The organism is Hydrogenophaga sp., assembly GCF_035481345.1.
In the GTDB taxonomy this organism is placed as follows: Bacteria; Pseudomonadota; Gammaproteobacteria; order Burkholderiales; family Burkholderiaceae_C; genus Hydrogenophaga.
In genome coordinates this window covers 1-5,780 of sequence record NZ_DATIGV010000032.1, presented here as the reverse complement: position 1 = coordinate 5,780, position 5,780 = coordinate 1, and the positions used below count along the sequence as shown (strand labels likewise).

The window sequence follows — 5,780 nt, the reverse complement described above, 5'->3', positions numbered from 1 at the left end:
CGGCTGCGCTGCCGTGGTCGGCATCGACACCTATGGTGAGTCGGCCCCCGCGCCCGTGCTGTTCAAGCATTTCGGTTTCACGCCCGAGAACGTGGCGGCCACCGTGCGCAAGGTTTTGTCCAAGTAAGTTTCAACCTCAGGAGAGAAAGCAATGGCGATCAAGATCGGTATCAACGGCTTCGGCCGCATCGGCCGCAACGTGCTGCGTTCGGCGGTGCAGAACTTCTCCGACATCGAAGTCGTGGGCATCAACGACCTGCTCGAGCCCGACTACCTGGCCTACATGCTGCAGTACGACTCGGTGCATGGCCGCTTCAAGGGCGACATCGCCGTGGACGGCAACACGCTGATCGTCAACGGCAAGAAGATCCGCCTGACGCAGGAGCGCGACCCCGCCGCGCTGAAGTGGAACGAGATCGGCGCCGACATCGTGGTCGAGTCCACCGGCCTGTTCCTGACCAAGGAAACCGCGCAGAAGCACATCGACGCCGGCGCCAAGAAGGTCATCATGTCGGCCCCGTCCAAGGACGACACGCCCATGTTCGTGTTCGGCGTCAACGACAAGAGCTACAAGGGCGAGGCCATCATCTCCAACGCCTCGTGCACGACCAACTGCCTGGCCCCGCTGGCCAAGGTGCTCAACGACAAGTGGGGCATCAAGCGCGGGCTCATGACCACCGTGCACGCCGCCACCGCCACGCAAAAGACCGTGGACGGCCCCAGCAACAAGGACTGGCGCGGCGGCCGCGGCATCCTGGAGAACATCATCCCCAGCAGCACCGGCGCGGCCAAGGCGGTGGGCGTGGTGATCCCTCAGCTCAACAAGAAGCTCACCGGCATGTCCTTCCGCGTGCCGACCAGCGACGTCTCCGTGGTCGACCTGACGGTGGAGCTCAACAGCGCCGCCACCTACGCCGAGATCTGCGCCGAGATGAAGGCGCAGAGCGAGGGCAAGCTCAAGGGCGTGCTGGGCTACACCGAGGACAAGGTGGTGGCCACCGACTTCCGCGGCGACGCCCGCACCTCCATCTTCGACGCCGACGCCGGCATCGCGCTGGACGGCACCTTCATCAAGGTGGTGAGCTGGTACGACAACGAGTGGGGCTACTCCAACAAGTGCCTGGAGATGGCGCGCGTGGTGGCCAAGTAAGGGCCGCGCTCCGTTCCGCGGAAAAGGCGCCTTCGGGCGCCTTTTTCATGCCCGCGCATTCAATGCGCGCTGCTCTTCGAAAACAGGTTGATCACCAGCACGCCCGCCAGGATCAGCCCCATGCCCAGCAGGGCGGGCAGGTCCAGCGTCTGCCGATAGACCAGCCAGCCCAGCAGTGAGATCAGCACGATGCCCACGCCCGACCAGATGGCGTAGGCGATCCCCGTGGGCATGGTCTTGAGGGTGAGCGACAGGAAATAGAAAGCAATGGAGTAGCCGATCAGCACAGCCAGGCTGGGCCAAAGCCGGCTGAAGCCCTCGGAGGCCTTGAGCGCCGTGGTGGCGGCGACCTCGGCCACGATGGCAATGCCGAGGTAGAGGTAGGCAGTGGAGTTCATGGCAGTGGCTCTGGCGGGTCGGGCAAGCGGTGCGCCCGGGCCGGGCATTGTCGTCGCAGGCCTCCTCGGCTGTCGCCGGGCGTCGCGCGGACGACAGCTGGACCTCCTGGGTCATTGACCCTAGACCGATCGGTCTAGACAATGCCTCGCATGCCCGCCCCACCGCCCGTCGAACCCGCCCGCGACCGCCTGATCGCGGCCATGACCGACGCCCTGCGCCGCCGGGGTCTGCACGGCATCGGCCTGACCGAACTGCTGCAGGTGGCCCAGGCGCCCAAGGGCGTGCTGTACCACCACTTCCCGGGCGGCAAGACCGAGCTGGCCATCGCCGCGATCGACCGGGTGGTGGAGCGCATGACCGGCGGCCTCGACAAGCTGCTCGCCACCACGCCGGACCCGCTGCAGGCCATGCGCCGCTGGATCGCCGGTGCCACCGCCCGGCTGCAGGACACGGGCTTCGAGGCCGGCTGCCCGCTGGCCACGGTGGCGCTCGAATCGCGCTCCGAGGATCAAGCCCTGCGAGAAGCCCTGGCGCGCGCCTTCGGGCGCGTGCGCGAGCGCATCGCCCTGGGGCTGCTCAACGCCGGCCTGCCGGCGGAACGCGCGCAGGGCCTGGCCGCGCTGATCGTGGCGGCCTACGAAGGCGGGCTGCTGCAGTCGCGCGTGGCCCACAGCGTCGAGCCCATCCAGCGCGCCACCGACACCCTGCTGGCCTTGCTGGCCAGCCCGTCCCCGAACGCCCTCCAGGAGCCACCGCCATGAACCCCACCACCGCGGACAACGGCACCGATGCCGTGCGCATCGAACCGCTCACCCTCACCGCCGCCGACGGCTACCCCCTCGCGGCCCTGCGCTACCGCGGCCCCGTGCCGCCGCGCGCCCACCTGGTGGTGGGTGGCGCCACGGCGGTGCCGCAAGGCTTCTACAAGCGCTTCGCCCAGCACGTCGCGGCCCAGGGCATCGACGTGCTGACGCTCGACTACCGGGGCATCGGTCGGTCCGCGCCCAAGAGCTTGAGGGGTTTTCGCATGGACTACCTCGACTGGGGCCGGCTCGATCTGGCCGCGGCCGTGGCCGCCATGCGTGCGCCTGGCGTGCCCTTGTGGCTGGTGGGCCATTCCTACGGAGGCCATGCCCTTGGCCTGCTGCCCCACCCCGAGCACGTGGACGCGGCTTACACCTTCGCCACCGGCGCCGGCTGGCACGGCTGGATGCCGCCGCTGGAGCGCCTGCGCGTGCAGATCATGTGGAACCTCATCGGGCCTGTGGCCACGCGCGTGGCCGGCTATCTGCCCTGGAGCAAGCTCGGCATGGGCGAGGACCTGCCCATCGACGTCTACCGCCAGTGGCGCCACTGGTGCCGCTTCCCGCGCTACTTCTTCGACGACCCGCAGATGCGCGAGGTGACCGCGCGCTTCGACGCCGTGCGTTTCCCCATCGTGGCCGTCAACGCGCTGGATGACGCCTGGGCGCCGCCCGCCTCGCGCGACGCGTTCATGGCCGGCTACCGCAACGCGCCCGTCAGGGCCGTGACGCTGGACTCGCGTCGCCAAGGCCTGGGGCCGATCGGGCACATGGGCTACTTCCGCCCGCGCGCCCAACCCCTGTGGAACGAGGCCCTGGCCTGGTTCGATGGCCTGGACGCACGACCGGCCGTCTGCTGATCCCGTATCAATTGCAACCGCCTAGGGAACCCCCCGGGGTTCCGGTCGTCACGCGGCCGACACAGGCGCGAGCGCGTGCTACAAATCCCGGATGTTGGCCAATATGTTGCGAGCCGGGCTTCTGGCGTTGATCGGTGTGGCGGCGGGCGGATCGCTCGCCGCGCCGCCCGTGGCCGGTGGCGAGCCGGTGGGATTCGGCCTCATCGTGGGCTACCGCGACGGGGTGAACCCCTTGAGCCGCGAGGAAACCGACCGCGGCCCCTGGGCCGACCGGGGTGCCCGAATGGCCAGCGCCTGGCAACGCGCCACCCAGCGCTCGCGCGAACGCACCGAACAACTCGCCCGCGACACCGGCGTGCGGGCCCGGTCCGTGGGCGAAGCGGGCCGCGCCGCGCTGCTGCGCTTCGACCGGCCGATGAAAGGCCAGGACCTGAGCGACGCGATGCGCCGCGTGCGCCTGCACCCCGATGTCGCCTGGGTCGAGCCCGATGTGCTGGTGCGGCGGCAGGCGGTGCCGAACGACGTGGGTTATGGCAATCAGTGGTACCTGCGCGGCCCTGCAGACGCCATTCCCGAGCTGGCCGGGCTCAACCTGACGCCCGCCTGGGACCTCCATACCGGCGTCAACACCACCGTGGTGGCGGTGGTCGACAGCGGCGTGCGCCTGGGCCACTCGGACCTGGCCGGCAAGCTCCTGCCCGGACACGACTTCGTCAGCGAGTTGCACGTGGCCAACGATGGCGATGGCCGCGACGCCGACCCCAGTGATCCGGGCGACTGGGTGTCTCCCACCGAGCGCAACAACGATCCCCTGTTCGCCGGATGCGAGGTGGACTTCAGCTCCTGGCACGGCACCTTCATCGCCGGCCAGATCGCGGCGGCGACAGACAACAGCCAGGGCGTGGCGGGCGTCAACTGGCAGGCAAAGATCCTGCCGGTGCGGGTGTCGGGCAAGTGCGGCGCGCTGGTGTCCGATCTGCTTGACGGCGTGCGCTGGGCCGCAGGTCTGCCGGTGGCGGGTGCCCCGGCCAATACCAACCCCGCGAAAGTGATCAACCTGAGCTTCAGCGGCAGTTCCGCTTGCAGCGCGGCCTACCAGTCCACGGTGGACGATGTGACCGCCGCCGGTGCTCTCCTGGTGGTGGCCGCTGGCAACCTCTCGGCTCCGCTGATGCGCCCGGCCGACTGCGACGGCGTGATGGCCGTGGCGGCCGTGCGGCGCGACGGCGCCAAGGCCGACTATTCCAGCTTCGGTGCCGGGGTGGCCCTGGCGGCACCCGGAGGCTCCCTGGAGAACTTCCCGAACAATCTGCTCTACGCCACGTCGGACTCGGGCTTCACCAACCCGGGCGTCGAGACCTATGGCTACAAGCAGGGCACCAGCTTCTCCGCGCCGTTGGCCGCGGGCGTGGCCAGCCTCATGCTCGCCCGCAACGCGGCCCTGACCCCCCGCGCCCTGATCGAACGTATGCAGGCCGGCGCGCGCCCACACCTCCAGCCTCTGGGGCCGGCGGGGCCGGTCTGCGGTGCGGCCAACACCCAGGTCTGCCACTGCAGCGCCAACACCTGTGGCGCGGGTCTGCTTGACGCCAATACCGCTCTGCAACTCTCGATCGGCCCGGCCGCGGTCATCCAGCCCGTGGGCACGGTGGTGCCAGGCGCCGTCATCACGCTTGACGGCCGCTCCAGCGTGGCGCTTGGGCCGGCCACCATCGCGAGCCACCAATGGTCGCTGGACAGCGGTCCGGCGGTGGTGATCCCGAACGGCACGCAGGCGCTCACCAGCCTGCAACTCCCGTCGGTTGAAGGCCGCTGGGTGTTCCGCCTCACCGTCACCGACAGCAACGGCGACGACGGCAGCGACGCCATCGTCGTGCGGGCGGTGGCGCCGGCGGCCACTGCGGCGGCCAGCGGCGGCGGTGGCGGCTCTTTCGGAGGCTGGTGGGGATTGGCGCTGGCGCTCTGGGGTGCGGGGCTCGTGTGGGCGAACCGGCGGCGCTGAAGCGCGACGGGATTCAAGCGCAGCGCTGCAGGCTGCGCCCCGCCATGGCCGGCCCCAGGCCTTCGATGCGCGCGCGCAGCGTCTCACCGATGGCGGGCAAGCGCAGCGAGTAACTCAGGCTCTCGGCCCGTTCCTGCACCACACGCGCGGTGCGCACGTTGCGCCGTTCGGCCTGCTGCAGGCCTTCTTGCGCGGCCTCCTCGCTCGAGAAGGTGCCCAGCGCGATGCCCGGCGCCAGGCCGCTGGTGTTCACGTCGCGAAAGTCGATGCCCAGTCCGCGCAGCTCGGCCTTCTTGCGGCTGGCCTGCTCGGCGTTGTCGTAGCGCCCCATGTACACGATCCAGCGGCCGGGGCTGCGGTTCTCGCTGAGCTGCCAATCGTCCGCACCCAGCCCGAGCAGGCGCAGCTCGGCGCGCAGCAGCTCGGCCTGCTCGGGGGTGAGGCCGCTGGCTTGCCAGCAGGTGCGGGGTTCGTTGGCGGGGGGGCCGACAGGCGCCGACGCCACGGCGGGTGCGGTCGGCAGCGCGGTGGCGGGCGCGGTGGCCGGTTCGGCCGCGGGGCCGGGT

At 70.2% G+C, this 5,780-nt stretch carries 6 protein-coding genes; 4 read left to right on the top strand and 2 right to left on the bottom strand.

Annotated elements, in window-relative coordinates; genetic code table 11:
* Positions 1-151: 151 nt before the first annotated feature.
* Positions 152-1,150 (top strand): type I glyceraldehyde-3-phosphate dehydrogenase, encoded by a 999-nt coding sequence (gene gap, locus VLG41_RS03240; protein WP_325347964.1) that lies wholly within the window; start codon positions 152-154, stop codon positions 1,148-1,150.
* Between the two features lie 59 nt (positions 1,151-1,209).
* On the opposite strand, the gene VLG41_RS03235 is transcribed toward gap, so the two are convergent.
* Positions 1,210-1,548: an SMR family transporter gene (locus VLG41_RS03235; RefSeq protein WP_325347963.1), complete on the bottom strand. Its 339-nt coding sequence runs from the start codon at positions 1,546-1,548 to the stop codon at positions 1,210-1,212.
* A 150-nt stretch (positions 1,549-1,698) separates the two neighbouring features.
* On the opposite strand from VLG41_RS03235, the gene VLG41_RS03230 reads away from it, so the two are divergent.
* From VLG41_RS03230 to VLG41_RS03220, 3 genes are all read left to right on the top strand, one after another.
* Positions 1,699-2,310, top strand: a complete 612-nt coding sequence (locus tag VLG41_RS03230) for a TetR/AcrR family transcriptional regulator (RefSeq protein WP_325347962.1) — start codon at positions 1,699-1,701, stop codon at positions 2,308-2,310.
* Positions 2,307-3,212 (top strand): alpha/beta fold hydrolase, encoded by a 906-nt coding sequence (locus tag VLG41_RS03225; RefSeq protein WP_325347961.1) that lies wholly within the window; start codon positions 2,307-2,309, stop codon positions 3,210-3,212. The genes VLG41_RS03230 and VLG41_RS03225 overlap by 4 nt, the downstream gene beginning before the upstream one ends.
* A 103-nt stretch (positions 3,213-3,315) precedes the next feature.
* Positions 3,316-5,214 carry a S8 family peptidase gene (locus VLG41_RS03220; protein WP_325347960.1) on the top strand — a complete coding sequence of 633 codons (1,899 nt, stop codon included), beginning with the start codon at positions 3,316-3,318 and terminating at the stop codon, positions 5,212-5,214.
* Positions 5,215-5,227: 13 nt separating this feature from the next.
* On the opposite strand, the gene VLG41_RS03215 is transcribed toward VLG41_RS03220, so the two are convergent.
* A partial coding sequence (locus VLG41_RS03215; RefSeq protein WP_325347959.1) for an SPOR domain-containing protein occupies positions 5,228-5,780 on the bottom strand: 553 nt, incomplete at its 5' end.